This window comes from Lysobacter sp. F60174L2 (assembly GCF_052547135.1).
Window position 1 is genome coordinate 493,923 of record NZ_JBQWRA010000002.1, and the last position, 25,479, is coordinate 519,401.

Annotated in this window: 30 protein-coding genes; 14 read left to right on the forward strand and 16 right to left on the reverse strand. The window is 67.7% G+C overall.

Annotated features, from left to right (window positions below; all coding sequences use genetic code 11):
• Positions 1–138: 138 nt before the first annotated feature.
• A complete protein-coding gene (locus ACT9AS_RS07405) occupies positions 139–1,188 on the reverse strand; it encodes an ornithine cyclodeaminase (protein ID WP_445099474.1) in 1,050 nt (349 codons plus the stop codon).
• Between the two features lie 148 nt (positions 1,189–1,336).
• Between ACT9AS_RS07405 and ACT9AS_RS07410 the strand changes: the two genes are divergently transcribed.
• Positions 1,337–1,756 (forward strand): Lrp/AsnC ligand binding domain-containing protein, encoded by a 420-nt coding sequence (locus ACT9AS_RS07410; RefSeq protein ID WP_445099475.1) that lies wholly within the window; start codon positions 1,337–1,339, stop codon positions 1,754–1,756.
• Between the two features lie 22 nt (positions 1,757–1,778).
• Here the strand turns inward: ACT9AS_RS07410 and ACT9AS_RS07415 are convergent, their stop codons facing one another.
• From ACT9AS_RS07415 to ACT9AS_RS07440, 6 genes are all read right to left on the reverse strand, one after another.
• Positions 1,779–2,321 (reverse strand): redoxin domain-containing protein, encoded by a 543-nt coding sequence (locus ACT9AS_RS07415; RefSeq protein ID WP_445099476.1) that lies wholly within the window; start codon positions 2,319–2,321, stop codon positions 1,779–1,781.
• Between the two features lie 557 nt (positions 2,322–2,878).
• On the reverse strand, positions 2,879–3,745 hold the full coding sequence (locus ACT9AS_RS07420) for a GyrI-like domain-containing protein (RefSeq protein ID WP_445099477.1): 867 nt from the start codon (positions 3,743–3,745) through the stop codon (positions 2,879–2,881).
• 79 nt (positions 3,746–3,824) lie between these two features.
• On the reverse strand, positions 3,825–4,181 hold the full coding sequence (locus tag ACT9AS_RS07425) for a hypothetical protein (protein WP_445099478.1): 357 nt from the start codon (positions 4,179–4,181) through the stop codon (positions 3,825–3,827).
• Between the two features lie 6 nt (positions 4,182–4,187).
• On the reverse strand, positions 4,188–4,682 hold the full coding sequence (locus ACT9AS_RS07430) for a hypothetical protein (RefSeq protein WP_445099479.1): 495 nt from the start codon (positions 4,680–4,682) through the stop codon (positions 4,188–4,190).
• A gap of 17 nt (positions 4,683–4,699) precedes the next feature.
• Positions 4,700–5,947, reverse strand: a complete 1,248-nt coding sequence (locus tag ACT9AS_RS07435; protein WP_445099480.1) for a PAAR domain-containing protein — start codon at positions 5,945–5,947, stop codon at positions 4,700–4,702.
• Positions 5,948–6,013: 66 nt separating this feature from the next.
• Entirely contained in the window at positions 6,014–6,298 is a 285-nt protein-coding gene (locus ACT9AS_RS07440) for a DUF2218 domain-containing protein (RefSeq protein ID WP_445099481.1), read from the reverse strand.
• A gap of 390 nt (positions 6,299–6,688) precedes the next feature.
• Here ACT9AS_RS07440 and ACT9AS_RS07445 point away from each other — a divergent pair, with 390 nt between their 5' ends.
• The 5 genes from ACT9AS_RS07445 (at position 6,689) to ACT9AS_RS07465 (ending at position 9,454) form a co-directional block, all read left to right on the forward strand.
• Complete coding sequence (locus tag ACT9AS_RS07445; RefSeq protein ID WP_445099482.1) at positions 6,689–6,847, forward strand: DUF6289 family protein; 159 nt, start codon at positions 6,689–6,691, stop codon at positions 6,845–6,847.
• A gap of 146 nt (positions 6,848–6,993) precedes the next feature.
• Entirely contained in the window at positions 6,994–7,344 is a 351-nt protein-coding gene (locus tag ACT9AS_RS07450; protein ID WP_445099483.1) for a VOC family protein, read from the forward strand.
• A 149-nt stretch (positions 7,345–7,493) separates the two neighbouring features.
• A complete protein-coding gene (locus ACT9AS_RS07455) occupies positions 7,494–7,865 on the forward strand; it encodes a VOC family protein (RefSeq protein WP_445099484.1) in 372 nt (123 codons plus the stop codon).
• Between the two features lie 51 nt (positions 7,866–7,916).
• A complete protein-coding gene (locus ACT9AS_RS07460) occupies positions 7,917–8,570 on the forward strand; it encodes a phosphatase PAP2 family protein (protein WP_445099485.1) in 654 nt (217 codons plus the stop codon).
• Positions 8,571–8,575: 5 nt separating this feature from the next.
• Positions 8,576–9,454: a TMEM175 family protein gene (locus ACT9AS_RS07465; protein WP_445099486.1), complete on the forward strand. Its 879-nt coding sequence runs from the start codon at positions 8,576–8,578 to the stop codon at positions 9,452–9,454.
• A 12-nt stretch (positions 9,455–9,466) separates the two neighbouring features.
• Here the strand turns inward: ACT9AS_RS07465 and ACT9AS_RS07470 are convergent, their stop codons facing one another.
• Both ACT9AS_RS07470 and ACT9AS_RS07475 read right to left on the reverse strand, forming a co-directional pair.
• Complete coding sequence (locus ACT9AS_RS07470) at positions 9,467–10,243, reverse strand: lipoyl protein ligase domain-containing protein (protein ID WP_445099487.1); 777 nt, start codon at positions 10,241–10,243, stop codon at positions 9,467–9,469.
• Positions 10,240–10,539, reverse strand: coding sequence for a biotin--protein ligase (locus ACT9AS_RS07475; RefSeq protein WP_445099488.1), 300 nt, complete (start codon positions 10,537–10,539; stop codon positions 10,240–10,242). Before ACT9AS_RS07475 ends, ACT9AS_RS07470 begins: the two co-directional genes overlap by 4 nt.
• A gap of 202 nt (positions 10,540–10,741) precedes the next feature.
• Between ACT9AS_RS07475 and ACT9AS_RS07480 the strand changes: the two genes are divergently transcribed.
• The gene (locus tag ACT9AS_RS07480) at positions 10,742–12,862 is read left to right on the forward strand and encodes a M13-type metalloendopeptidase (protein ID WP_445099489.1); all 2,121 of its coding nucleotides are present in this window, start codon (positions 10,742–10,744) and stop codon (positions 12,860–12,862) included.
• Positions 12,863–12,921: 59 nt separating this feature from the next.
• Here ACT9AS_RS07480 and ACT9AS_RS07485 read toward each other — a convergent pair whose 3' ends face one another.
• The 3 genes from ACT9AS_RS07485 to ACT9AS_RS07495 all read right to left on the reverse strand — a co-directional run bounded on the left by ACT9AS_RS07485 (position 12,922) and on the right by ACT9AS_RS07495 (position 14,699).
• On the reverse strand, positions 12,922–13,257 hold the full coding sequence (locus tag ACT9AS_RS07485) for a hypothetical protein (RefSeq protein WP_445099490.1): 336 nt from the start codon (positions 13,255–13,257) through the stop codon (positions 12,922–12,924).
• A gap of 23 nt (positions 13,258–13,280) precedes the next feature.
• Entirely contained in the window at positions 13,281–13,571 is a 291-nt protein-coding gene (locus tag ACT9AS_RS07490) for a DUF4258 domain-containing protein (RefSeq protein WP_445099491.1), read from the reverse strand.
• A 69-nt stretch (positions 13,572–13,640) separates the two neighbouring features.
• Complete coding sequence (locus tag ACT9AS_RS07495; RefSeq protein ID WP_445099492.1) at positions 13,641–14,699, reverse strand: cation diffusion facilitator family transporter; 1,059 nt, start codon at positions 14,697–14,699, stop codon at positions 13,641–13,643.
• Between the two features lie 88 nt (positions 14,700–14,787).
• Between ACT9AS_RS07495 and ACT9AS_RS07500 the strand changes: the two genes are divergently transcribed.
• From ACT9AS_RS07500 to ACT9AS_RS07515, 4 genes are all read left to right on the forward strand, one after another.
• Positions 14,788–15,234 carry a BON domain-containing protein gene (locus ACT9AS_RS07500; protein ID WP_445099493.1) on the forward strand — a complete coding sequence of 149 codons (447 nt, stop codon included), beginning with the start codon at positions 14,788–14,790 and terminating at the stop codon, positions 15,232–15,234.
• 60 nt (positions 15,235–15,294) lie between these two features.
• On the forward strand, positions 15,295–15,894 hold the full coding sequence (locus tag ACT9AS_RS07505; RefSeq protein ID WP_445099494.1) for an alpha-ketoglutarate-dependent dioxygenase AlkB: 600 nt from the start codon (positions 15,295–15,297) through the stop codon (positions 15,892–15,894).
• The gene (locus ACT9AS_RS07510) at positions 15,891–16,391 is read left to right on the forward strand and encodes a GFA family protein (RefSeq protein ID WP_445099495.1); all 501 of its coding nucleotides are present in this window, start codon (positions 15,891–15,893) and stop codon (positions 16,389–16,391) included. The genes ACT9AS_RS07505 and ACT9AS_RS07510 overlap by 4 nt, the downstream gene beginning before the upstream one ends.
• Positions 16,392–16,457: 66 nt before the next feature.
• Positions 16,458–16,928, forward strand: a complete 471-nt coding sequence (locus ACT9AS_RS07515; protein ID WP_445099496.1) for a DUF1456 family protein — start codon at positions 16,458–16,460, stop codon at positions 16,926–16,928.
• A 24-nt stretch (positions 16,929–16,952) separates the two neighbouring features.
• On the opposite strand, the gene ACT9AS_RS07520 is transcribed toward ACT9AS_RS07515, so the two are convergent.
• Positions 16,953–18,635: an EAL domain-containing protein gene (locus ACT9AS_RS07520; protein ID WP_445099497.1), complete on the reverse strand. Its 1,683-nt coding sequence runs from the start codon at positions 18,633–18,635 to the stop codon at positions 16,953–16,955.
• 203 nt (positions 18,636–18,838) lie between these two features.
• Between ACT9AS_RS07520 and ACT9AS_RS07525 the strand changes: the two genes are divergently transcribed.
• Positions 18,839–19,966: an HDOD domain-containing protein gene (locus ACT9AS_RS07525; RefSeq protein WP_445099498.1), complete on the forward strand. Its 1,128-nt coding sequence runs from the start codon at positions 18,839–18,841 to the stop codon at positions 19,964–19,966.
• Here the strand turns inward: ACT9AS_RS07525 and ACT9AS_RS07530 are convergent.
• Both ACT9AS_RS07530 and ACT9AS_RS07535 read right to left on the reverse strand, forming a co-directional pair.
• A complete protein-coding gene (locus ACT9AS_RS07530) occupies positions 19,957–21,807 on the reverse strand; it encodes an ATP-binding cassette domain-containing protein (RefSeq protein WP_445099499.1) in 1,851 nt (616 codons plus the stop codon). The genes ACT9AS_RS07525 and ACT9AS_RS07530 overlap by 10 nt on opposite strands.
• Positions 21,808–21,886: 79 nt before the next feature.
• Entirely contained in the window at positions 21,887–22,342 is a 456-nt protein-coding gene (locus tag ACT9AS_RS07535) for a hypothetical protein (protein ID WP_445099500.1), read from the reverse strand.
• A 180-nt stretch (positions 22,343–22,522) separates the two neighbouring features.
• Between ACT9AS_RS07535 and ACT9AS_RS07540 the strand changes: the two genes are divergently transcribed.
• A complete protein-coding gene (locus ACT9AS_RS07540; protein WP_445099501.1) occupies positions 22,523–23,443 on the forward strand; it encodes a dienelactone hydrolase family protein in 921 nt (306 codons plus the stop codon).
• A 91-nt stretch (positions 23,444–23,534) separates the two neighbouring features.
• Positions 23,535–23,801 carry a DksA/TraR family C4-type zinc finger protein gene (locus ACT9AS_RS07545; protein ID WP_445099502.1) on the forward strand — a complete coding sequence of 89 codons (267 nt, stop codon included), beginning with the start codon at positions 23,535–23,537 and terminating at the stop codon, positions 23,799–23,801.
• 6 nt (positions 23,802–23,807) lie between these two features.
• On the opposite strand, the gene ACT9AS_RS07550 is transcribed toward ACT9AS_RS07545, so the two are convergent.
• The gene (locus tag ACT9AS_RS07550) at positions 23,808–25,436 is read right to left on the reverse strand and encodes a phospholipase D-like domain-containing protein (RefSeq protein WP_445099503.1); all 1,629 of its coding nucleotides are present in this window, start codon (positions 25,434–25,436) and stop codon (positions 23,808–23,810) included.
• Positions 25,437–25,479: the final 43 nt, after the last annotated feature.

Below are 25,479 nucleotides of genomic sequence, written 5' to 3' on the forward strand. Positions count from 1 at the left end.
CAACGCAGTATGCGCGTCGATTCGGACACGGGTTGGCCACTTGTCGGGCTTCCGCCGCGATCGGACCCCGTCGCACCAGACAAAAACGCCCGCCGCAATCCCGCGGCGGGCGTTCGTGAATCACGTCGGCTGCAGCGCTTACGCCGCCTGCTGCCGCGCCTTCGTCCCCATCAACTCCCCGAACAGGTCCTTCGGGTCGGCCATCACCGGCACCAGGTCGGTCTTGCTGCCGAGCTTGAGTTCGTTGGCCAGGTCGCGCACCAGGCGCAGCGCCGAGTAGTCCTCCAGCGCGAAGCCGACCGAGTCGAACAGGGTCACTTCGTCGGCGGCGGTGCGTCCGGCCACCTCGCCGGCGACCACGCGCCAGAACTCGGTGGCCTTGAAGTCCGCGGTCATGTGCTGCAGCTCGCCCTCGATCCGGCTCTGCGGCTCGAACTCGACGAAGGTCCGGGTGTTGGCCGCGGTCAGGATCGCCGGGTCCAACTCGGTCTTGCCGGGGCAGTCGCCGCCGACGGCGTTGATGTGCATGCCCGGCTCGATCATGTCGGCGGTCAGGATGGTCGCGTTCTTCTTGTCGGCGGTCACCGTGGTGACGATGTCGGCGCTGCGCACGGCCTCGCGGGTGTCGGCGGCGCGGACCACGCGCAGCTTCGGCGCGGCGCCGGCGAGGTTGGCGACCAGCTTGTCGGTGGCGGCCGGGTCGACGTCGAACAGGCGCACTTCCTCGATGCCGAGCATGTGGTGGAAGGCCAGCGCCTGGAACTCGCTCTGGGCGCCGTTGCCGATCAGCGCCATCACCTTGGCGTCCTTACGGGCGAGTTTTTTCGCGGCCATGATCGAAGTCGCCGCGGTGCGGATCGCGGTGGTCATGGTCAGTTCGCTGAGCACGGTCGGCATGCCGGTCTCGACGTCGGCCAGCGCGCCGAATGCCATCACCGTCGACAGGCCGTGCTTGTAGTTCTCCGGATGGCCGTTGACGAACTTGAAGCTGTACTCCCTGTCGTCGGCGACCGGCATCAGCTCGATCACGCCCACGTCGGAGTGCGCGGCGGTGCGGGCGCTCTTGTCGAAGTCATTCCAGCGCGCGAAGTCGGCCTCCAGGTAGTCCATCAGGCGCGAGAACATCTGCGGCAGGCCGTGGGTGGCGACGATTTTGGCGACATCGTGGGTGGTCAGAAGGGTGGTCATGTCGGGCTCCTTTTCGATGCGTCGACGCCAGCGGGCGCCGTGGACACTTCCCATTGTCCGGACCCGGGTGTCAGTGCGAAACGGCAGGATTGCGGCATATCCGCCAGAAAGCTGGCAAAGTGTCAGCCTCCGTTGACGGATTGCGCAGATGGACGACCTCGACCAACGCCTGATCGCCAAGCTCCGCCACGACGCCCGCGCGCCGGTCGCCAGCCTCGCGCAGGCGCTCGGCGTGTCGCGCGGCACCATCACCAATCGCATGGCGCGGCTGGAGCGCGACGGCGTGATCACCGGCTACACCGTGCGCCTGCGGCCCGACGCCGCGCCCGACGAGATCCGCGCCTGGACCAGCCTGGCGGTCAAGGGCAACCAGCACTCGGTGATCCGCGCGCTGCTGGGCGAGCCCGGTGTCGCGGAACTGCACGACACCAACGGCCGCTGGGACCTCGTCGCCGAGCTGCGCGTCGGCGACCTGGCCGAGCTGTCGAAGGTGCTCGAACGCATCCGCAAGATCCCCGGGATCAGCAACAGCGAGACCAGCGTGCACCTGCAGACGTTCCGGGGTTAGCAGGCGCGCACGTCCAGCGTGGCTACTTCTCCAGCGCCTCGACCGCGGCAAGCATCTCGCGCACGTGGCGGTTGGGATTGAGGTCGGAATAGGCCGCGGCGATCGTGCCGTCGGGCGCAACCACGTACGAGGTCCGGTCCGCCCACTCGGGCTTCTTGTCGAGCACCGCGTCGTACTCGGCGGCGATCTTCGCACCGGTGTCGGCCGCGACCGGGAACTTGCCGCCGCAGGTTTCGGTGTCGTTGGAGAACGCGGCCAACTGGTCGACATTGCCTGCAGTCACGCCGATTACCGACGCACCGTGCGCCTTGAACTTGTCGACCGCCTGCGAGAACAGCGCCGCCTCGACGTTGCAGCCCGGCGTGTTGGCGGCCGGGAAGAAGTACACCACCACCGGCCCCTGCGCGAGTGCGTCGGCCAGCTCGAACGTGAACGCCTCGCCCGCCAGGTAGGCCGGCGCGGTGAATGCCGGCGCGGTGTCGCCGGGCTTGAGTTCGGCGAGGGCAGGGCCGCTGATGGCCGCGGCGCAGACGGCGCCAAGCACGGCAAGCTTGATGTGTTTCATGGCAACGCTCCTGGTTTGTGGGGCATGCGCCGCTGGATTCCGGCAGCGCCCATGCTACGCCCGCACGGGGGCTACCCTCTGTCCACGCGACCTGTAGGAGCGACGTAAGTCGCGATCGCACGGCGATCCCGGTGGCGAGGCGATCGCGACTCACGTCGCTCCTACAAGAGCGGAGGGAAGATGACACTCCGCTCATTGCATTGGCCCCTGCGCCAAATGCCACGGAGGACTCCATGCCCCCATCCGTCTCCCCGGTGCACGACCCGCGTGAGGTCCCGGGACAGGTTCCAAATCCCGTCCGCGACCCGCCGCCCGACCGCCCTGTCGATCCCACCCCGGACCGTCCGGTGGACCCCGTGCCCGGTCGCCCCGGCAAACCGATCATCGACCCCACGCCAGGCCGGCCCGGACAACCCGACAATCCCATTGTCGACCCGACACCCGGGAGCCCGTCGGACCCCGACGCGCCGCCGCCCCTGCGCGGTACCGGCGGGCCGGGGCCGCGGCCCGAACACTGAAGCCTGCTTCAGCTGCACCGGGCCGCGCTTGCGCCGCACCTATCGCAGCGGCAGGCACACCGCCGTGCGCCACTCCGACGGCGGTAGCCGGCGCCAGTCGTTGAGGTATTCCTCCACCATCGGGCCGTCGCCGGCTTCCTCGCCGCTGCCCGGCAGCCACTCGCCGAACAGCCAGCGATACGGGTTGGGCAGTTCGGCATAGGGCCCGGTGTGGACGAGGACGGCATAGCGGCCGCCCGGGATTCGCGCATGCCGTACCGCACCGTCGAGCGCCACCCCCGGATCGATCTGGATGCAGGCATCCGATCGCCGGTCCGCCTCGTCGGTGGTGTCCGGGTCGTCGTGGTACACGCCAAACGAGCGCGTTTCTGCGATTCCGTGCCCGGCCGCCCAGGCGCCAAGCTTTTCGAAAGTGGTGCCGATCTTCTCGTAATCGCCACGGTGGGCGAGGGCGGCGACGTCGATGTCGGGGCGGGTCTCGATGCTCACCGGGTATGCGTGGGTGTCCATGTGTCTGTCCTCGTGCTGTCGGTTGGGGACAGGCGGGGCAGATGCGCCCAGCCCGCCGCGGCGGCGGTACTCACCCGGAGGCATGCCGTGCGCCTGCACGAACGCGCGGTTGAACGGCGCCGTTGCCGAATACCCGCAGCGCCGCGCGATCGTTGCCAGCGTGGCCGTGCCGTGCAGCAGCTCCGACGCGGCGCGGTGCAGGCGCATGCGTCGCAACGTCTCCGCGACCGTCTCGCCCATCAGCCCGCGATAGATGCGGTGGAAATGCCAGGGCGAGAAGTGCCCGACCGCGGCCAGTTGCTCCAGCGTCGGTGGCTGGTCCAGCCGCTCCGCCATGTAGGCCACCACCCGGTCGAGTCGTGCCGCATGGCCAAGCCGGTTACGGAATTGCTGCATCGGGCGAGTCCTCCTTTTTGCCGCGGGGCCATCGTCGCGAATGCGGATTGACATGGGTTGCGCAGTTGCGCTCCGGCGCTTATTCGAGGATCGCGGAGGCGAGGGCGGTAGCGAGCATCAGCAAGGCAGGCAGTCCGATGACACACAGTTCAAGCCGTCGCGACAGCGAGCGTGGCGGCTCCAATCTCAAGTAGCCAATCGTCCCGACAATCAGCGCGAACAGCGACAAAACGAAGCAAGCCGCCAACGACAGAAGCAGTGCGCCAAGCAGGGGCATCCCGCAGATCCCAGCGCCTGATGCCGGATCCGGCTCCGGCAACCCGGCGTGCATGTGGGCGAAGTAGACGGCTGGAACGAGAACGGACATCGCGCCCAGGATGAGCGACGTGATGCGCCATTCGCGTCCCGCGCGGGAAGCGGCATTGATGGGAAGCATCCAAATTTACTCCGTGCAGACTTCCCATCGTGGACGGCCAGCACCCCAGGGCACGGAGACAATCGACGTCTCGCTCAAGACATTCTGCTTCAGACAGAAGTTCTCGCGGTAAAGGCGGGTAACCCACCCGTCATCATCGGGCTCATTGGTAAGCACGGCCCCCATTATGGAAAGCATGTAGCGCTCGCCGGGGACGGGCTTTGCCAGGAGCACCTCGGTCACGCCTTCGCCATGTGGCTCGCCGGGACGCAAGCATTCCTGGGGGGAGATAACAAAAGACCGGGGTGCGGCGGTGAAATCAAGCTCCCAGACAGCTTCGGTCCGATCTCCCGAAAGTCGACTCAGGGTCAGGCCTGCGAGCCTCGTTGAGTTGGACGGGTTATTACCGTCGCTCGTAACCGCCACACATACCTGGCCATCTACAATCGTGACGATTGCGCGCTGATACAGGTCGGAAGGTTGGGTACAGCCGCCTGCGATCGGAAGGAGCAGGCCTGCCATGAGTGTCGTCGTACGCATCATTCGGTCACCTGTGGGAGGCTGCGTGTGTCGTGTGGATTGCCGAGGAATTCCGACAGGGTCTGCTCATACGTCGGCAGCATGTCGAAGGTGGTGAACATGTACTGCGTCTCGTAAAGAGCACGCTTGTCGCCGTGTACTTTCAGCGTGTAGTAATCGGCGAGGATGTTGCCTTGGGCTTCCATGTTGTAGTCGCGCAGCTTCTGTCCAACCCCCAACGTGTACGAATAGTTCATGGAGGGGCGGATAGCCCGGATGCGCTTGATCGGATAGCCGAGCTGGTACTGCCATACATGGGTTAGCTCGTGTATCAACAACCGTTGCTCGGTCGGCCCGAGCAGCGAGAAGTCTGGTTTGAACAGGTCTTGCGGTAAGTAGATCTCGCCATTGGGCGCAGTTGCCGTGTCGTCCCGCTGGAAGCCGAAAAACATCCAGTAGCCGTGGTTGTGGATCTTGACCGAGCGATAGTCGATTGCCTCACCGAATACCTGGCGGGCCATAGCGATCTCGCCGCTGGTCAGCGCCCGATCCTCGGCCTTGTCGACGCTGGCTTGTTGGACCGACGTTCCAACCTGGTTGCCATTGGTGGCGACGCTGCTCAGTGCCAGCTGAACCGGTTTCGACGGAAGCCCGGTAGCGCTGCAGCAACCGGAGGCCTGCGTCGGCGCCAGCAACTCGGCGTGTGTAATGCCCACCGGAGCAGGGGTCGCGACGCGCCCTGTCCGGCCATCGTCATCGGTCACTCCATCAATGCTGCTTCCATCTTCCAGGTGCAGCACATAGCCGATGTTCGACAACGCAACTCCGGTTGCTCCAACGAAACGGATTTGCTCATCGAAGGTAGCCTGTTCGTTGGCGGCCGCTATTGCCGCGGGCGCCACGGCCACACCGACCGCCGTAGCGCTGGCACTCGCCGCACCGCCACCGGCTACTGCGCTTGCGGCGTCACTGCCGGAATCCACAAACACCCGCATCTGCTTCACCGCCAGCACCTTGCAACCGCAAGCCAGCGAGCTGCCGTGCAACGCCACCGCCTCGCCGTCGATGATGGTGGTCGGGTCGCCGTCGACGATCGGAAAAGTGCCCTTGTGCGTAGGGCAGGTAGCCTTGTCATTGACCCGGGCGACGGGCTGGCCGTCGACATCGGTGAAGGGTGACCCGCTGATCACCTGCCCACCGCTCGAGGTGGCATCGCCCAGCACTACCCACATCCTTGTCATGTTTTCTCCTTGTCCGGAACTGGACATCGCGGAGTGTAGCCCGCCTCCGATGGCACGCCGCATTTTCAGCGCACTATCGTTCTTGCCGCGCAATCAACGCTGCCAGCTGATCTCCAAAGGTTCCTTCGCCATCCGGATCAGATGATCGGCGACGACGTTTTCCAGTTTTGCCAGCACCTCGGGGTCGTCGGCCTCGACCGTCGCGTGCAGCAGAGCGCCATCGACGCGCAGCACGCAGCGGCCGGCGGGGAAGGGAATGACGGCCTGTTCTTCGTCCAGCTCGACCTCGAACTTGTGCGCCCAGTGCTTGGCCAGGCGGTTCATGAGTCGGGTGGGGCCGAGGACTTCGGCGGTGATGTCGGCTCGGGCGGTTGGCATGAAAGCTCCTTGGCGCGCTGTGCTGTTGAGAACAGTTCGCATTGTCTCCCGCGTAACGTCGGGCAGGCGTGGTGTCGCGGCAACACAGGGTTATGCCAATGGAACGGTAGAGCCTGCGGCGGCATCCACGTGGCCACGGCGCTGGCGGAGTTGATGACTGCAGCAACTGTGACGCGTGCCCGGATCAAACGCATGCGTAACGATCCGACGACGGGCAGGTAAGCAACTGCATCGGACGCTCGGCCGCGCAGGGGATCGCAAGCGTCGCCTCGTTGTCGGCCAGTAGGTCGACCTGGCGACGCCATTCATGGAGAACAGTCGATGAAGCAGTCGATGCGATGCGCGCGGTGGTTGGCCTTGGGATGCTTCCTGGCCCTGAGCGGGATGGCGATGAGCACCAGCGCAGGGGTCGGTGCGATCCCGTCGGCCTCGGTGGTGTATTACGACGACGCAGGCAACGTGGTGGGCGTGCGGATGTGGGGTTGCGGCGATCCGGGCTGGGGTGAGGTCACCCTGCGATCGAAGTACTACCCAGGCTGCATCATGTAGTTGCAGCGCGACTTGTTGATGGCGCGCGGCCCGGCAAACGCCGGGCCGCGTTGCAGGTGGCCGCCCACCGACTGCCGGCTTCGCAATCACGGGAAGTCCCACCGTTGGGTACATTCGGTGCTCCGTAAAAGCCAGGGGAAAAGCCAATGCAAGTCCAGCGAATCGTCACCAACATCATGACCACCGACGTCGCCAGGGCGGATGCGTTCTACCGCGACATCCTCGGTCTCGACCTGGTCATGGACCACGGCTGGCTGCGCACGTATGCCTCGTCGGCACGGATGACGGTGCAGGTGGGGGTCGCCAGCGAGGGTGGCTCCGACACGCCGGTGCCGGATCTGTCGATCGAGGTGGACGACATGGCAGAGGCGTTGCGTCGGGTCGAGGCCGCCGGCATCCCGGTCGAATACGGCCCGGTCGATGAGCCCTGGGGCGTGCGGCGGTTCTATGTCCGCGATCCCTTCGGCAAGCTCGTCAATATCCTGGTGCACCAGTAGCCGGCGCGGTCGCCCCTCACGTCGGTGCGGCGACCGCGTACCACGCCAGCGTCCGGTCCTGGAGACGGGTTTCCGCGGTGGGATACCTGCCGATGTACGCTGCTTCCTGAAGCGGGCCGGCGAATCGCGACCAGCAACGAGGAATCAACATGCAACTGGGCAATTTCTCCGTCAGCCTCGCAGTGAAGGACATCGCTGCGTCGCGCGCGTTCTACGAGAAGCTGGGGTTTGCCGTGTGGGGTGGCAACCAGGAGCAGAACTGGTTGATCCTGAAGAACGGCAGCACGGTGATCGGGCTGTTCCAGGGCATGTTCAAGGACAACATCCTGACCTTCAATCCGGGCTGGGACGGCGACGCCAGGGAGCTGCCTGCGTTCACCGATGTCCGCGAGCTGCAGCGCCAGCTGAAGGCGCAGGGCGTTGCACTGGCCAGCGAGGCCGACGAGGCAACTTCGGGGCCGGCGAGCTTCATGCTGGCGGACCCGGATGGCAACCAGATCCTGATCGACCAGCACGTCTGACTTCGCGTGCCTGCATGAAGCACCCAACCCTCGACCCGTGCCGAGTTGACCATGGCTGAAAAGCGGATGCGGGCCACTTCAGTGCCGGTGGACGATTCCGTTGTCCGCGTACCCGGGCTCTCCCACCATGCCGCCCGCTTCGCCTCGATCCTGATCCACCCTGCGGTGGTGATGGCGGTTGCAGCGACCATCGCTGCGGGCGCCTCAAAGGGGGAAGGCGAGCTGGTGTGGCGAGCGCCTGCGGTCGCGGTGGCGGCGGCCGTGGTGGTGATGCTTTACAGCGGGTGGCAGGCCCGCTCCGGTCGCTGGTCCCACATCGACGCGTCGCAAGTGCACGAGCGGTCCCAGCTCAACCGGTTCGCGTCGGGAGTGTTGCTGGCGCTGGCGGCCGTGCTTGCGGCAACCGGTTCGCATCCTGCCATCGTCATCGCGATTGCTTTGTCGGGGTTGATCGTACTGATCGCACAACTGTTGCGCGGTCGGCTGAAAAGCTCGCTGCATGTGGCGTTTGCCGCTTTCGCGGCGTGCATCGTCTGGCCGCATCCATGGGCCTTCGTCGCATTGTTGCTGGCCACGGTCGTGGTGGCGTGGTCGCGGCTGGTGCTGCGCCGGCACGACGTGTCCGAATTGGTCGTCGGTGCCGTGATCGGCCTGGCCTGCGGCGGGCTGAATAACCTGCTCGTCGCCGCCTTCGCGTCCGCCTGATCGCGTTGGACAACCGCGCGCCGACGATGGATATTCCGGGTGGGGCCGCGAGGGGAATGGGCGTAGTGGATCAGAATGGCGATCAAACCGGGATTCCGGCACATCCGCATCCAGGCCTGGTGCCGGATCGCAATGGAGGTCGGCGCGCGGAACCGGCACCGTCCTGCCAGGGTCGGCTAGATACGTTCGTCGATGCGGCTTTCGCGTTCTCGCTGACCCTGCTGGTGATCTCCTACAACCAGTTGCCCGATTCCGTGGCGGAGCTGCGCGAGGCGTTGCGGCGGGTGCCGGTGTTCGTCGTGTGCTTCGCGCTGGTGGGGATGTTCTGGAACGCGCACCGGCTGTGGCGCAACCGCCACGCGCTGGAGGACGGTCGCTCGGTGCTGCTGAGCCTGGCGCTGGTGATGGTGGTGTTGATCTATGTCTATCCGTTGAGGATGGTGATGTCGAGCTTCCTGGCGTTGCTCACCGGCGGCTGGGTGCCCAGCGAGCTGGAGCTTTCAGCCGCCAGCCCCGGCGCCGACCTGCAGCTTGCCTTTCTTATCTACAGCTTGGGTTTCGGCCTGATGGCCGTGCTGATCTGGCGGCTCAATGTGCACGCGCTGCGTTGCGCTGGAGTGGACGGGCTGGAGCGATACGACACCGCGTCGGAAGCCGGGGCTTACGCATTGATGGCGTGCGTCGCAGGGGTTTCGGCGGGTTTGAGCGTGATCCTGATGGTGCTGGACCTGCCATTGCGTGGCGGCGCGGCATTCCTGGTCGCGCTGCCGATGTGGACTTACGCCGGGCTCGGCATCGCGATGCCCTGGTACTGGGCGAGACGCGGGCGGCGCCGTTCCGGGCAGGCAATTCCGTCCGATGACGGTGAGCCCATCACCGGATAATGAGTGCCCGACTCAGGGCACCAGCCCGGTCCACGCCGGCGTCGAGAACTTGCCGGCAGCCAATGCTTCGGCGCGCTCCAGTTCCGCCGGGCGCAACACGTCGCGCGTGCCGCCGTGCAGGCGCGTGAACACCTCCAGCATCCGCTCGATCACCGCCTCGCGCGGCAGGCCGGTCTGGCTGCGCAGCGGGTCGACGCGCTTGTTGGCGCTGGTGGTGCCCTTGTCGGACAGCTTCTCGCGGCCGATCCGCAGCACGTCGAGCATCTTCGCCGCGTCGATGTCGTAGGCCATGGTGACGTGGTGCAGCACCGCCTTGCCGCGGCGCGCCTGGGCGGCACCGGCGATCTTGCCTGCGGCGGAGGTGATGTCGTTGAGCGGCTGGTACCAGGCGTCGATGCCGAGTTCGGCGAGCGCCGCCAGCACCCATTCGTCCATGAAGGCGTAGGCCTGCTCGAAACTCATGCCCTCGACCATCGAGGCCGGCGCCACGATGGAGTAGGTGATGGTGTTGCCCGGCTCGATGAACATCGCACCGCCGCCGCTGATGCGCCGGACCACCTCGATGCCGTGGCGCGCGGCGGCCCCGGCATCGACCTCGTTGCGCAGCGACTGGAAGCGGCCGATCACCACCGCCGGGCCGGCCCATTCCCAGATGCGCAGGGTAGGCGGGCGACGTCCCGAGGAGACTTCGTCGGTCAGCACGTCGTCCAGCGCCATGTGCAGCGCGGGCGGTTGCGGTGCGGTGTGGATGACCTGCCAGTCGTGGTCGGCCCAGATGCTGCGGGTCATGACGCGCACTCCGTCGGGGTGGAATCCAGCGCCCGGCGCACCGCGACCGCGACCCCTTCCGGGGTGATGCCGTAGAGGCTGACCTCGGGACCCAGCGCGTTTTCCACCGCCTCGGCAAACTGGCGCTCGTCGCGGTCGGCGGGCAGGCCGAGCAGGGCGGCGTTGATGGTGTCCAATGCGCTGTCGGGTTCGAGGAAGAAATCGCCGCTCACCTGGACCGCTGACAGTCGCCCATCCGCCACCTCCAGATCGACCACCACCAGCTTGCCACCGGGAACCTTGTACTCACCGTGCATGCGCGCCTCCTGTTGCGGCCATGCTACCCGGGCGGCGTTTTCGGCACGATGGCGCAGCTTGACCCGCGTCAAGGGCAGGCCGGTATCGCTGCGGACCCGCCCCGCACGTCGAACGGCCAACTTTGGACACTGCCCCCGGGGCCCGGGACGGGGTAAAACAGACGGTCGAACCCATCCATGCACCGTTCCCCGGGGGACCACCTTGAACAAGACCCTGCTCAGCCTGGCGACCGTCGTCGCCCTCGGACTGGCCGCCGCGCCGGCCGCCCACGCCCACGAAAGCTGCGTCGACGACGCCTGCGACACCATCTCGTTGTTCAGCAGCGCTAGCGACGACGCCGGTGGCGGCAGCACCACCGACGCCACCCGCTTCGGCACCTGGGGCGTCGATACCGACGGCATGGACACCAGCGTCGACCCCGGCGCGGACTTCTTCGGTTACGTCAGCGGCACCTGGGCGGAGAACACCGAGATCCCGGCCGACCGATCCAGCTGGGGCGCGTTCTACGCCTTGCGCAACCTGTCGGAGTCGCGCGTGCGCCAGCTGGTCGAGGGCTACCCGCAGGGCGACCCGGCCAGCGGTGGCGATGCAGCCAAGGTCGCCGCGCTGTATCACGGTTTCCTGGACGAGGCGGCGATCGAGGCGCTCGGCGCCGCGCCGCTGCAGCCGCACCTGGACGCCATCCGCGCCGCCAGTGACAAGGACGCGATCGCCGCGTTGATGGGCCAGCGCAACGCCGGCTTCGGTAGCAGCTTCTTCGGCGCCTACGTGTCCGACGACCAGAAGAACCCCGACACCTATGCGCTGTACCTGAGCCAGTCCGGCCTCGGCCTCGGCGACCGCCAGATGTACCTCGACGACAAGTTCGCCCCGCAGCGCGAGCGCTACGTCGAGTACATCGCGCAGATGCTCGAGCTGGCCGGCTGGGACGCACCGCAGGCCAGCGCCGAGAACATCATGGCGATGGAGACGAAGATCGCCCAGGCGCACTGGACCCGCGCCGAAAGCCGCAACCGTGACAAGACCTACAACCCGGTGATGCTGGCCGACATCGACGCCGCCGCGCCGGGCTTCCCGTGGGCGACGTTCTTCAAGGCCGCCGGGGTCGACTACGCCGACCGCGCGGTGATCCGCCAGGACAGCGCGTTCCCGAAGATCGCGCAGGTGTTCGCCGATACCGACCTGGCCACGCTCAAGGCCTGGCAGGCGTTCCAGACCACCGACAACGCCGCGCCGCTGCTGTCGAAGGAATTCGTCGACGCCGAGTTCGGGTTCCGCAGCAAGTTCATGTCCGGCCAGCCCGAGCAGCGCGAGCGCTGGAAGCGTGCCGTCGCCTTCGCCGAGTCGGCGATGGGCGAGGCGATCGGCCGTGACTATGTCGAGCTGTACTTCCCGGCCGACGCCAAGGCCAAGATGGACGACCTGGTCGCCAACGTGAAGGCGGCGATGGGCGCGCGGCTGGAGCAACTGGAGTGGATGAGCCCGGCGACCAAGGCCGAGGCCGCGAAGAAGCTCGCCAACTTCGGCCTGAAGATCGGCCACCCCGACACCTGGCGCGACTACACCGCGTTGCAGGTCAGGAGCGGCGACGTGTTCGGCAATGCCGAGCGCGCCGCCGCGTTCGAGTGGGAGCACGACCGCGTCCGCATCGGCAAGCCGGTCGACGAGGGCGAGTGGGGCATGACCCCGCAGACCGTCAACGCCTACTACTCGTCGGTCAAGAACGAGATCGTGTTCCCGGCCGCGATCCTGCAGCCGCCGTTCTTCGATCCCGACGCCGACCCGGCGGTCAACTACGGCGCCATTGGCGGCGTGATCGGCCACGAGATCATCCACGGCTTCGACGACCAGGGCCGCAAGTCCGACGGCAGCGGCCTGTTGCGCGACTGGTGGACGGCCGAGGACGCCGCCCAGTTCGAGGTCCAGGCCGAGCGCCTCGGCGCCCAGTACGAAGCCTACGAGTTCCCGACCCTGCCGGGCCTGCACATCAACGGCCGCGCCTCGATGGGCGAGAACATCGGCGACCTCGGCGGTCTGACCATCGCGCTGGAGGCCTACCGCCGCTCGCTGGATGGCGAGCCGGCACCGGTGATCGACGGCTTCAGCGGCGAGCAGCGCCTGTTCATGGGCTGGGCGCAGGTCTGGCGCACCCAGTACCGCGACGACGCCCTGCGCCAGCAACTGGTCGGCGACTCGCACTCGCCGGGCCAGATCCGCGCGTTCGCCCCGCTGCGCAACATCGACGCCTGGTACGACGCGTTCGACGTCACCGAGGCCGATCCGCTATGGATCGCGCCGGAGGATCGCGTGCGGATCTGGTGATGATGCGCTGGTGATGCCGCGCTGAAAAGAAAACCCCCGGTGATCCCGGGGGTTTTTCTTCATCTGCTTACGCGCCGCAGTTCTTCAGGTTCGGGGTCGGTGGCCTGATTGAGAGTCGACGCGAGCCGTCCGTGGGCCATCGACCGGAACTCCATCTCCGCGAAACGAAGCAACACGCGGCGGATCAGGGGCTGGTAGCCCAAGCCTTCCTTTTGGGCAATCAGCTTCATGTCCTCGATCAGTCCTTTCGGGAGGCGGATCGAAATGGGCTGCAGTCCGAGCGCATCGTCGACCTCGCGTTCCAGTTCCTCCGGCGCGGCAACCGCGTGTTCGGCCGACAACCCGAGTTCTCCGCGTTCCCACTGGCATTCGGCGTCGTGTTTTTTCCTGGACATGGTTGTCTCTCCTGTAGCCGGATTTACTGAGCGCGGCAAAGCTTGGCGTAAAGCTCGCTCGATCCATCCTTCGGCTCGTACGCGGACTTGATGGCGAAATGGTCCGGGTGTCGAATGAAGACAACTTTCAGCACCCGGCGGGTATCGGTTTCCGACACGAACCAGTAGGTGGGCGGGTCGGTCGCATGATTGGCCCGGGTATCGGTAAAGAACTTGCCGTGGCGGTTTGCGAAGCACTCGGCAATCTCGTTGTGGCTGACGCTGTGTTTCTCCTTCAGTTTGTCAGCAACGCGAGGCGAAATTCGAAGATCCATGCACTCGATCCATGAGTGGGGAGGGCAGTCTAGGCTGCCCATTCTGTATATACAAGTAATGTCGAGGCACTATGACTCCCCGGCCAACGCCTCGTAATGCGCCTGCCACGCCTGCGGCGTTTGCGGTTTCACGAACAGGGCCACCACCTCCGGGTGTTCGGCGCGCACGGTGGTCTCCAGCCGGTTAATGCAGCGTTCGACCTGCGGGGTGGTGAGCGCGTCTTCGAACTCCACGCTCAGTGCGGCGACCACGCTGTCGGGTCCCATCTGCGTGGTCAGCACGCCATTGGCGCAGCGCACGTCGTGGTCGTCGTTGGCGATGCGGATGATCGCGGCGCGCAACCGGGGGTGCGCCGACTCGCCCAGCAGCAATGCCTTGGTCTCGCGCGCGAGCAACGTCGCGGTGGCGACCAGCAGCAGGCCGATGCCTATGGACGCGTAGCCATCGAACCTCGGGTCCTCCAGCACCAGTGCCAGTGTGATGCCGACCAGGCCGAGCATCAATCCGATCAGCGCCGCGCTGTCTTCCAGCAGGACAGTCAGGGTGCTGGCGTCCTTGCTCGACTTGAAGGCCTCGAACCAGCCCTGGTCGCCCTTGGTGGCCCGGAATGCTTTCACCGCCACCCACCACGTGTACCCCTCGAACACCAGCGACGCCCCGAACACCGCGTAGTTGACCAGCGGCCGGTCCATCGGCTCCGGATGCTGCAGGTGATGGATGCCCTGGTAGATCGACACGCTGCCGCCGAGCGCGAACACCAGCAGCGCCACGATGAAGCTCCAGAAATACAGTTCGCGCCCGTAGCCGTACGGATGGGTCTCGTCGGCCGGCTTCGAGGCGCGCTTCAGGCCGTACAGCAGCAAGAGCTCGTTGCAGGTGTCGACCAGCGAATGCACGCCTTCGCTCAACATCGCCGAGCTGCCGGTGATCGCGGCGGCGATGAACTTGGTGACGGCGATCGCGCCATTGCCGAACAGGGCGGCGAGGACGACCTTCCTGCTGCTGCCGGATGTCTTGGCCATGGGTTGCATCCTCGGTGCAGGCACGTGCGCCGAAGCTGGCGGCGCAGGGGCCATGGTGGTGGCCGGGGCATGAAGGGCTTGTTCGCGGGCGGGTCGGAAGATCATGCCAACGCCGCTTTGCCGCCATCTTCGCGTCCGCTTATCGGCCCGGACCGCACCATGGTTCGCACATGCTTTCCGAGGAGTGCGCCCCATGAGAAACGTCGCCCGAATCGCCGCTGCATTCGCCGCCGGAGCCGCGCTGATGTACTACCTGGACCCGGTGACCGGCCGCCGGCGGCGTGCACTGGCGCGCGACCGTGGCGTTTCCGCCGGCCACGAGGCGGAACACCTGGTGCGTTCCAGGTCCCGGCATGCCATCGACCGCGCGCAGGGCATGATCGCCCGCGCCCGCGCCGGCCTGTCGCATTCGCCGGTGGACGATGGCCGGCTCCACGGGCGCATCCGCACCCGTCTGGGGCGGATGGTCGCGCATCCGGGCGAAGTGAGCGTGGAGGTGGACGGCGGTCACGTGGTGCTGCGCGGCCACGCCACGGATGCGGAAATCGATGACCTCATGGCCGCGCTGGTGGCCATGCGCGAGGTTGCCGGGATCGACAACCGGATGTCGGCGGACCTGCCGCCCGGACCGCCGCATTGACGGCTCACCGGGCCGACCGCCGACGCAGCGGCTGAGACGCGTCCGCGCCAGGCTGGTCGCATGTCCGGCATCCAGCAATCGCTCCTGTTCGACCCCGGTCCGCAGATGCTGGTCGAGGACGGCGAGGGCGGCGTGTTCTATCGCCCCGGGGTCATCCCGCCGCCGCTCGCTGCCCGATGGTTCGAGGCCCTGCGCGACAACGTCGGCTGGAAGTCGATGCGCCGGCCGATGTACGACCGCGTGGTCGACGTGCCGCGCCTGGTCGCGACGTATCGGCTGGACGCGCCGTCGCTGCCCGAACCGCTGCCCGCCATCGCCGCGTACGTCCGCGGCGAGCTGGGTGAGCCGTTCAATAGCGTCGGCCTGAACTTCTACCGCGACGGCCGCGACAGCGTCGCCCCGCACAACGACAAGCTGCACTCGCTGGTGCCGGGCCATCCCATCGCGCTGCTGTCGCTGGGATCGGCCCGGCGCATGGTGATCCGGCCGAAAGCCGCGCCACGCATCCCGATCCGCATCGACCTCGAACCCGGCAGCCTGCTGGTGATGAGCTATCTTTCCCAACTGCACTACGACCATGGCATCCCCAAGACCCGCGGTGACGTGGCGGCGCGCATGAGCCTGGCCTTCCGTGTACGACCCGAGGAGAAGCGACCGTGAAACTCGAAGGTTCCTGCCACTGCGGCCAGGTGCGTTTCAGCTGCGACGCCTATGCGCCGGCACCGTTCATGCATTGCTACTGCTCGATCTGCCGCAAGACCGCCGGCGGCAGCGGCAGTGCGATCAACCTGGGCGCGCACGCCGACACGCTGGAGGTGGAAGGCCGGGAACACCTGGGCGTCTACCACGCGCATATCGACGACGGCGACGAGTGCCGCATCAGTTCAGGCCAGCGACATTTCTGCACCGGCTGCGGCAGCGCGCTGTGGCTGTTCGACCCGCAATGGCCGGAACTGGTGCATCCGCACGCGTCCGCCATCGACACCCCCCTGCCGTCACCGCCCGAGCGGGTGCACATCCTGCTGGACTCGAAGGCCAACTGGGTGCAGGTACCCCAAGGCCGGCACGATCGCCATTTCGATGCATTCCCGGAGGAGTCACTGGAGGACTGGCATCGACGCCAGGGCTTGCTGGATGGCGGCGGCGAGGGTGGTTGAGGGCGACTATCATTGCCCGGATCGAACTGACCGGATTGACTGACCGGTTTGAAGCCGGGGCCCACCATGATCAACAACGACGTACTGCGCAGCATCCGTTACATGCTCGATCTCAGCGATGGCAAGGTGGTGGAGATCACCCGCCTGGCCGATGCGGACTTCCCGGTCGGGAAGGAGGATGTCGAGGCGTTCCTGAAGAAGGACAACGAGGACGGTTACGTCGAATGCGGCAACGCGGTGCTGGCGCACTTTCTTGACGGGCTGGTGATCCACCGCCGCGGTCGCAATCCGGACCTGCCGGCGCGACCGGTCGAGAAGCGGGTCGACAACAACGTGGTGCTGAAGAAGCTGCGGGTGGCGTTCGAGTTGAAGGACGTCGACATGCACGCGGTGTTCGAGGCCGCCGGCTTCCCGATCTCCAAGCCGGAGCTTTCCGCGCTGTTCCGCCAGCCGGGGCACAAGAACTTCCGGCAGTGCGGTGACCAGCTGCTGCGCAATTTCCTCAAGGGCCTGACCCTGCGCGTGCGCGGCGGCTGAGCGACGCCGCCGCAGGAGCGTGGATCAGGACGAGGCCCGTGACTGGTCCGGGCCGGCGCCGCGGTCGAGCAGCAATGCGAAATCTTCCGGACCCATCGGCTGGGCGAGGGCGAAGCCCTGCGCGGCATCGCAGCCGGCCTTGGCCAGCCATGCCAGTGTCAGGTCGTCCTCGATTCCCTCGGCGGTGACGTGCACGCCCAGTTCGTGGGCGAGCCGGATCGTCGATCGCACGATGGCCTGGTCGGAGGGCGACTGCAGCAGCCGGGTCACGAAGGACCGGTCGATCTTGAGTTCGTCGGCTTCCAGCAGGCGCAGGCTGCTGAGCGAGGAGTGGCCGGTGCCGAAATCGTCTATCGAGAAGCGGATGCCGCATGGGCGCAGCCGTGCGACGGCCTCGACGACCTTGTCGGGCTCGCGCATGACGTCGGTTTCGGTGAGTTCGAGCAGCAGTTGCGAGCCGAGGTCGCCGCTCGCGGTGATGATCGCGCCGACCAGTTCGGGGGCCGCGAGGTCGTTTGCGGACACGTTGACGGCGATGCTGAGCGTGCGGCCCTGGTCGCGCCATTGCCGACAGAGCCCGATGGCGCGTTCGACCATGTACAGCGTCATCTCGCCGATCATGCCCGCGCGCTCGGCCATCGGCACGAAATCGGCCGGTGCCAGCGCGCCATGTCGCGGGTGCTGCCAGCGGACCAGCAGTTCGGCGCCGGTCCAGCGGCGGCTGCGGAGATCGAGCTTGGGTTGCAGCGCGTAACCCAGTTGGCCGGTGGCGATGGCTTCGCGGAGTTCCGACAGCAGGGCCAGCTCGGCGGGGTCCGGCCCTGGCCGGCGGTGCCCCCGCAGGAATCCGCCCGATGAAAAGCGCCACCAGGCCAGCGCGGCAAGCAGCAGCGCCACCAGCAGGATGGTCGCCGCCATCGCCGGGATCGATGTCGGGGTGCTGCCCACGTCGACGGCGCCCTGGCCGACGGTGGCGGCCACGTACAGGCGTTCGCGTTCGCCGGTGGCACGGACGCGGTCGAGCCCGGCGTCGATGATCGGCAGCAGGTCGGGCCGGTTGCGCGGCACGGCGAACACGTACTGGCGTTCGAGCAGTGGCGGACCGAGCGCGATGATGTCGCTCATGCCGGCCCGGGCGGTCGCATACAGCCCGATCCCCGTCGGCACGAGCGCGTATTCGGCATCGCCACGGTCGACCGCCGCCAGCGCATCCGACTCGATGTCCACTTCCACGATGTCCACCGTGCCGGGCGGCATGGCGTGCAGTGTCTCGGCCGCGAGCCCCGCGCGTTGCACCGCGACGCGGTGTCCGACCAGCGCCTGCAGCGACGGCACGAGGGCGGAATCGCGATGGCCGAACACGACGTGGTAACGCAGCATGTAGGGCTTGCTGAAGCGGAACCTCGCGGCGCGCTCGGTCGACATGAACATCGGCACCACATCGACTTCACCGCGGTCGAGCCGATCGAGCGCGTTGTCCCACTCGCCCAGTTCGACGCGCAGCGACAGGCCCTGCGGTTCGAGCACCGCGCGCAGTAATTCGATGTCGAACCCGCGCGCCTCGTCGTGTTCGTCGAGGTACTGGAATGGCGGGTAGTTCCGGTCGCCCCCGACAACGAGCGTCTGCGGTGAACCGGGGGCGGGCGCGATGTCTGGACTGGCGGCCGCGGACGGCCCCGTGGGGACGGCCAGCGCGAACAGGACCATGCACGCCAGACGCCGTGGACGTGCTCGATTCCGTGCCGACCATCGATCCATTCGCTCCCCCCGGGCGTGCCTTGGCCGTCCTCATCCTACCCCGCAATGTGGTCGGTCGAGTCGGGAGGGAAACTGCGGCCGGGTCCGGTGCGTTGCCGTGGAGGCCGCTCCGAACGCTAAGATGCCGGCTCATCCTGTTTCGAGGCTCGGCGATGTCGGTACCGTCACTCCTGCTCGTGGGCCTCGTACTGCTGCTCATCGCGGGTGTCGCGGTCTGGGCGGTGCGCCGTCGTCGCCCGCTGGTTTCCGGAGCCGGGGCGCCCCGCCACGCAGCCCTGAGCCGGCCCGGCCTCGCCGCGCGAGGCGATACCGATGCGGCGGTGCAGGGAGAAGGCGGAACGCCCGCCGGCGCCGGCGACGCGCTGGCACGCGAGCTGATGGGCCGCTTCCATTCGATCGCTTTCGAAGACGGCGCCTTCAGCCAGCACGCCGTAGTGGCCGGCACCGCGCATGCGGACGTGGTGGCGTGTTCGGTCGCGACGCTGTCGAAGATCGAGACGCAGCCGCGTTACACGCCGCGGCGGCCGCAACTGCTGCCGCAGCTGATGCGCACGGTCAACGACCCGAATGCTTCCGGACAGGCAATGGCGGCCATCATCGCCCGGGACCCGGCGCTGGCCGGCAACCTGCTGCGCATTGCCAGCAGCGCGCTCTATTGCGTGCAGTCGAAACCGGTCGAGAACATCGCGCATGCGGTGGCGATGGTCGGCACCGACGGCATCCGCCACCTGATCGCGGCGGCGCTGGTGCAGCCTGTGATGGGCGCTCCGGGAGGCGGCGCCTTCGGCCGGCTGGCCGGTCTCATCTGGGACCACACATTGATGTCGGCCGCCGCGGCCGCCGACCACGCCGCGCAGGTCGAGCGCGACGATGCGTTTTCAGCCCAGTTGCTGGGGCTGATGCAGGGGCTGGGGTCGGCCACCGTGGCGCGGGTCGCGCGCGACCAGTACGCCCGGCGCGCCGGACTGGTGCCCGACGCCAGCGTGGTCGCGGCGCTGCTGGATGGCTGGGCGGCGCCGACCGCGCGCCGGCTGGCGGAGAAATGGTCCCTGCCTCCGCGGATCCGCCAGGCGCTGGACGACCAGCAGCGTGGCGTGGCGCCGGACTCGCCGGGGCGCTCGCTGCGGTTCGGCCGCGCCGCAGCCGCGCTCGCCATGCTGTGCCAGCACGGGCGCATGGAGGACGGCGAGGCGTTGCGCCTGCTGGCGTCGATCGAGCCGCGCGACCATGCGACGGTGGAGATCTGGAAGCGCCTGCGCCGCGGCGCCGATCAGCGGTAGCCTTCCGCCTGCAGCGAGAACAGGTGCGCGTAGTGGCCGTCGAGCGCGATCAGCTGCTCGTGGTTGCCGCGTTCGATGATGCGGCCATCCTGGATGACGATGATCTGGTCGGCCATGCGCACGGTCGAGAAGCGGTGCGAGATCAGGATCGCGATGCGGTTGTCGGTGAGCTTGCGGAAGTGCTCGAAGATCGTCGCCTCGGCGGCCGCGTCCATCGCCGCGGTCGGCTCGTCGAGCACCAGGATGTCGGCGCGCGAACGCATGAAGGCGCGGGCCAGGGCGATCTTCTGCCATTGCCCGCCGGACAGCTCACGGCCCTCGCGGAACCACTTGCCGAGCTGGGTATCGAAGCCGGCCGGCAGGGTTTCGATGAACGGCGTGGCCATGCCCATGTCGGCCGCTTCCTGCCAGCGCTCGCGGTTTTCGAAGTGCTCGACGTCGCCGGCACCGACGTTCTCGCCGACGCGCATCTGGTAGCGCGCGAAATCCTGGAAGATCACGCCGATGCGCTGCAGCAGCGTGGCCTCGTCCCACTCCTGCAGGTCGCGGCCGTCGAGCAGGATGCGGCCGGTGTCGGGCGAGTACAGCCGGGTCAGCAGCTTGATCAGGGTGGTCTTGCCCGAACCGTTCTGGCCGACCAGCGCCAGCGACTCGCCGGGGCGGATATGCAGGTCGATGTCCTGCAGCGCCGGGGTGTCGGCGCCGGGATAGGTGAAGCTCACGTTCTCGAAGCGGATGCCGTCGCTGGGATCGGGACCCTTCTCGGCCGTGCCGCGCGCCGCCGGCACCGGGGTTTCCAGGTACTCGTACAGCGTCGACAGGTACAGGTTGTCCTCGTACATGCCGCCGATCGCCGACAGGCTCGCCGACACCGCCGCCTGGCCTTGACGGAACAGCATCAGGTACATCGTCATCTGGCCCAGGGTGATGCGCCCGACCACGGTGGTCATGGCGATCCAGCCGTATGCGACGTAGAGCGTGACGGTACCGATCAGGCCGAGCACGAAGCCCCAGCCGTCGCGGCGGATCGCAAGCTCGCGGTCGGCGCTGTAGAGGGTGTGGAAGATGCCGCGGTAGCGATCCAGCAGCAGCGGGCCGAGGCCGTAGAGCTTGACCTCCTTGGCGTGGTCCTCGCGCGCCAGCACGGTCTCCAGGTACATCTGCATGCGGGTTTCCGGCGAGCGCCAGCGGAACAGCCGGAAGGCGTCGCCGGAGAAGCGCGTCTCGGCCACGAACGACGGCAGCCCGGCCAGCAGCAGCACGCCGACCGCCCATGGCGAGAACTGCGCCAGCAGCACGCCGTAGCTGACCAGCGAGATGCCGTTCTGGACCAGCCCGAAGGTACGGTTGACCAGCGACAGCGGCCGCGACGAGGCCTCGCGCCGGGCGCGGGTGAGCTTGTCGTAGAACTCCGAATCCTCGAAGTGCGCCAGCTGCAACGTCAGCGCCTTCTCCAGGATCATCACGTTGACCCGTTGGCCCAGCTGCGCGCGCAGCAGCGACTGGCACAGCGAGATGCCGCGCTGGGCGCCGGCCAGCGCCATCACCAGCGCGGCCTCGACCGCGATCACGGTGAACACCGGCGCCAGCACCAGCGGTTCGCCGGCGGCGGCCGCGCGGCTGGCCTCGACCACCGCATCGATGATCAGTGCGCCGACCCAGGCGATGCCGGCCGGCAGCAGGCCGGCGGCCAGCGTCAGCAGGCCAAGCGCGACGGTCAGCGGCCGGCTGGTGCTCCAGACCAGTTCCAGGGCGCGCCCGCTGAAGCGGAACACGCCGAGGAAGCTGCTGGTCAGTTCACCGGGGCCGGTGTCGGGGGAGGTGTGACGGGAAGGAGGCAAGAAGCGGTCCGGACGGAGGCGGAATCCGCGATATGGGGTCGGTTGCCCGCATCCGCAAATGGCCCACCCGCATGGCCGCTCAATCGCAGCGGTGGCGGGCCATGCCGGTACCCGACGTGGTATCGGTCAGCGTGTTGCCGTCATCCGACAGCCGGAACCCGTAGGTCGACTCGAACACCTCGCCCTCGCCAGTCATGTCGGCGGCCAGGGTGATGTCCAATCCGTCGCGGACGGTCACCGAGGTGATCGTGCCGCTGCTTTCGTGGAAGCGGATGTCGTCGGCGCCGATCCGCAGCCGCGACGGATTGTTGCCGGTGCCGCAGTCGGCGGGCGTGCTGTTCCACTCGCCTTGGAAACGTTCCGGCACCGTGTTGGCTTCGTCGGGGGTTGGCCTGCGCGGTTCCGTCGGCGGCCCGGGTTCCGCCGCGACGGCGGGCGGCGCGCCGGGTGCGGTGTCGGTGGGCGGCTGCGGTTCGCTGGTCGGGGTGCAGCCGACGATGAGGATTAGGGCGACTGCAAGAAGAGTTGGCTTCACGATGGACTCCGGTTGCATGCGATGCAGGTTGGGACTCTGATGTAGCTGGGGACTCTGAGGTAGCTAGGGACTCTAGGGCGCAGGATGCGAAACGCGGGTGAGCATGCGCGCGGTTTTCCCATTCGATAACAGTTCCCCGGATATGCTTCGACCCGCGAACCATCCGTAGCGGAGAACGCCATGTCGAACCGACCCCGTGCCAAGGCCAGCGACTTCGATCCGGAAGTGCTGAAACTGTTCGACCAGTACGTGCACGGCGCGATCGATCGCCGCGGCTTCCTCGCCGGGGCGGCGCGTTTCGCGGTTGGCGCGGCGACCGCGACCGGACTGCTCGCGGCATTGGCGCCGCGCTTCGCCGAAGCGCAGCAGGTCAAGCCGGACGATCCGCGGCTGTCGGCGGATTTCGTCGAGTTCGATTCGCCCAGCGGCTACGGCACCGGTCGCGGCTACCTGGTCAAGCCTGCCAAGGCCGACGGGCCGTTGCCGCTGGTGCTGGTGGTGCACGAGAACCGCGGACTCAACCCGCATATCGAGGACATCACGCGACGGATGGCGCTGGAGGGGTTCATCGCGTTCGCCCCCGACGCGCTGTTCCCGCTGGGCGGCTACCCCGGCGACGAGGACGCGGCACGCGAGCTGTTCGGCAAGCTCGACCAGGACAAGACCCACGAGGACTTCCTTGCCGCGGCGTCGATGCTCGGCAAGCTCGAGGGCGGCAACGGGCGGATGGGCGTGGTCGGCTTCTGCTACGGCGGCGCCATGGCCAATTTCCTCGCCACGCGCTTGCCGGCCCTGGCCGCGGCGGCCCCGTTCTACGGCACCGCGCCACCGGTGGACGACGTGGCCGCCATCAAGGCCGAGTTGCTGGTGGTCCTTGCGTCCAACGACGACCGCGTCAACGCGACCTGGCCGGCCTACGAGGCCGCGCTCAAGGCGGCTGGCGTGACCTACGCCCTGTACCGGCCGGCCGGCACCCAGCATGGCTTCAACAACGACACCACGCCGCGCTACGACGAGGACGCGGCGGCGGAAGCCTGGCGCCGCACGATCGCGTTGTTCGACCGCACATTGCGCGTTGCGGCGGGTCGTCCGGCCGCCTGACACAAGCCCAACCGGTGGCCGGTCGACCACCGGGGATTCATCCGGCCGGCGCTATCCTGCCGGCCTGACCGACTGTTTTCCGGAGGCTCCCATGGCGACTGGCTGGGCCGGCGACGGCGCCGTACAGGACCAGATCGATGCCACCGTCAAGGACGGCATCAAGCGCGCGCGCAGTCAGCTCAAGCGCGGCCCGGGCCTGACCCATTGCGAGGAATGCGACGCGCCGATCCCCGAGGCGCGGCGCGAGGCGGTGCCCGGCGTGCGCCTGTGCATCACCTGCCAGGAAGCAGAGGACCGCGAACAGGGCATCGCCGCGGGCTACAACCGGCGCGGCAGCAAGGACAGCCAGCTGCGTTGACGGCGGCTAGAGCTGCGACTCGATCGGCAACCAGCCAAGCACGGTGACCAGCCCACGCTGCCACGCGCTGGTATCGGGCTCCTGCGCCAGCGCGGCGGGCGGCTGCTGCGCACGGTCGAGCCAGCGCACCTCGCCATCGCCGTCCAGATAGATCCAGTAGCTCAGCGCGGGATCGGTCAGGCGCAGGTACTCGTTGCGCAGGTCGATGGCGATCGCGCGGTCCTCGAACAGCACGCCCATTTCGGTATTGAGGTCGATCGAGCGCGGATCGAGGTTGAACGAGCCGACGAAGCCGCGTGCGTCGTCGACCACGAACGCCTTGGTGTGCAGGCTGGCGCCGCTGCTGCCGAACACGCCGGCCGATTCGGTGTGGCCGCGCGCCTTCATTTCGTACAGGTGCACGCCCTGGGTGAGCAGGGCCTCGCGATAGCCGGCGTAGCCGCTGTGCACCGCCGGTACGTCGTTGGCCGCAAGCGAGTTGGTGACGATGCCGACCTCGGCGCCGCGGCGGGCGAGGGCGGCGAACCCGGCCACGCCGTCGTCGCCGGGAACGAAGTAGGGCGAGATCAGGAGCGCCTTCTGGCGGGTGGTCGCGAGCATGTCGGTCAGGCGCCCGGCGAGCCAGTCGTCGCGGTTGCCGCCGCGTTTTATCGGCGGGTCGGCAACCACCTTCACGTTGGCGCTCCAGTGCGGTTCGAGCGCGCGCTGCTGGTAGGCGCGCATGGCCTGGGATTCGGCGACGCGTCGCAGGTAGGGCTGCGCCTCGGCCTGGCGTGCTTCGAGGTCGACACTGGCGAGCATCGCCTGCAGTTGTTCCGGGCTCTTGCGGTTGAGCGCGGCGATCGGCACCGCGGCGGCGCTGTTCCAGTAGCGGTCGAAGATCGCGCTGGCCTGGCCCACCGCGGGGCCGAACAGCAGCAGGTCGAGGTCGCGGAAGTTGACCTCGGCGTCGGCGCTGAAATACTCCTCGCCGATATTGCGCCCACCGATTACCGCCACCCGGCCGTCGGCGATCCAGGCCTTGTTGTGCATCCGGTGGTTGATGCTGAAGACGCGCTGGATCATTTCGAGCATGCGCTCGAAGCCTTCGCGGTTGCGGAACGGGTTGTACAGGCGCAGCTCGATGTTGGGGTGGGCGTCCAGCGTCATCAGTTGCGGGTCGAGGCCCTCGGCGTTCATGTCGTCGAGCAGCAGGCGCACGCGCACGCCACGCTCGGCGGCATCGTGGACCTCGCGCGCGAGCAGGTGGCCGGTCAGGTCGTCGTGCCAGATGTAGTACTGCAGGTCGAGGCTGCGGCCGGCCTTGCGGGTGGCGATCGTGCGCGCGGCGAAGGCGTCCAGCCCGTCGGCCAGCAGCAGCACGCCGGTCTTGCCGGGGTGGGCGGCGAGCATCGGCGCCAGTTCGCGATCGATCGCGGTCTGGTCGGGTTGCAGCGCCAGTGCATGGCTCGGCGCGCCGGTGGCCGGCGGCGTCAGGTGGTCGGCCAGCAGCAGGCCGCTGCCGATGATGACGGCCAGCGCCAGTGCACCAGCACCGATCCAGCGGAGTAGTCGCGACATCCCGGGTCCTAGCATCCCCGCAGTATGCCGGCGGCCTGCGGGCAGGCTCCACCTTCGATGGATATCGACTGCCATGCCAGATCCGCCGGATCGGGTCATGCAATGCCGGGTTGGGTGC